Origin of the sequence: Kitasatospora sp. NPDC092286 (assembly GCF_044755565.1) — a bacterium.
Classification (GTDB): domain Bacteria; phylum Actinomycetota; class Actinomycetes; order Streptomycetales; family Streptomycetaceae; genus Kitasatospora.
Map to the genome: position 1 here is coordinate 1 of NZ_JBIVRD010000130.1, position 1,416 is coordinate 1,416.

Consider the following 1,416-nt stretch of genomic DNA (forward strand, 5'->3'; position numbering starts at 1 on the left):
CAGCCGGACGGGCGTAGGCCACCCGGCCCACACCCGCCAGGAAGATCAACACCTAGTACAAACGGGTGCCGTACACCTAGATCGTGATAGTCCCGGTCGGGTGGCGGGCCCGTCGGGGTTGCGAAGGGCGTTGCCGAGGAGCTCTATGGCGTCGCGCTGGAGGCGGAGCCGGACGTGGGCGTACACGGTGGCGGTCACGCCGATGTGGGCATGACCGAGGAGTTCCTTGATGACGACGAGTTCGACGCCCTGTTCCAGGAGGAGGGTCGCCGCCGAGTGCCGGAGGTCGTGGAAGCGGATGCGACGGAGCCTGGCCCGGCGGAGCAGGGTGTTGAAGTGTCGGGTGAGGGTGGCTCCCTCGATAGGGGCTCCGTCGGGGCGGGTGAAGACGTAGCCGCTGTCCTTCCAGCCCGCGCCCGCCGTTTCGCGTTCCTGGCGCTGCTGGTCGCGGTGCTGTTCGAGGGAGCGCAGGCACTCGGTGGGCAGGGCGATGCGCCGCTCCGAGCTCTGGGTCTTGGTTGGGAGGGCGGTCAGGCCGCTGGAGTTGGTGCGCTGGAGGGTGCGGCGGATGCTGGCGGTTCCGCCGGCGAGGTCGAGGTCTTCCCAGCGCAGGCCGAGGAGTTCGCCCTTACGGAGTCCGGTGCGCAGGGCGAGTTCGAACAGCGCGTGCAGCCGGTGGCCGTGGGTGGCGGCGAGGAACGCGCGCGCCTCCTCGGTAGTGAGGGGGTCGAAGCGGCGGGGGCGGGGTGTGCCCATGCGGACGTTGCGGGCCACGTTGCGCGGGATCTCCTCCTCGCGGACGGCGTGCTCCAGAGCGGACTTGAGGACGGAGTGCACGTAGGCGAGCGTCAGCGGCGAGAGCCGCTTGCGGCAGCACGTTCCGGCCGCGCAGCACTGGGGTTGGTCGCGGGCGGTGTCGAGGCCGCGTGTGCAGCACTGGCAGGTGGTGCGGAGGTGGTCGAGCCAGGTGCGGACGTCCTTGGCGGTGAGCTTGGCGAGCTTCTTCCGCCCCAGGCCGGGGATGAGGTTGAACCGCTGCGGGTTCTGCAGAGACTCTAGATTGTTGCTGTGACCTGCAGGTTTGGCTGCTGTTGGCTGTAGTAGGCGGCTTCGTACTCGGCAGGTGGGGTGTGGCCGAGTTCACTGTGGAGCCGGGTGGAGTTGAACCAGTCGACGTACTCGGCGGTGGCGATCTCGACATCGGTCAGGGTCCGCCAGGGGCCCTGGCGCTTGATGAGCTCGGTCTTGTACAGGCCGATGGTCGACTCCATCAGGGCGTTGTCCAGGGCGTCTCCGACTGTTCCGATGGAAGCCGCGATCTGCTCGGCAGCCAGGTGGGTCGCCAGGCGGAACGACGTGTACTGCGAGCCGGCGTCCGAGTGGTGAATCAACTCCCTTGGCGCGACCGGGAATCCG

Annotated in this window: 1 protein-coding gene and 1 pseudogene; both read right to left on the bottom strand. The window is 68.6% G+C overall.

From position 1 onward, the window contains the following. Positions 1-45 precede the first annotated feature (45 nt). A pseudogene (locus tag ACIQIB_RS39500) lies at positions 46-1,029 on the bottom strand (tyrosine-type recombinase/integrase); the annotation flags it as partial. Positions 1,030-1,055: 26 nt separating this feature from the next. Further along, positions 1,056-1,416: integrase core domain-containing protein (locus tag ACIQIB_RS39505; RefSeq protein WP_400764314.1), on the bottom strand; the 361-nt coding region annotated here is incomplete at its 5' end.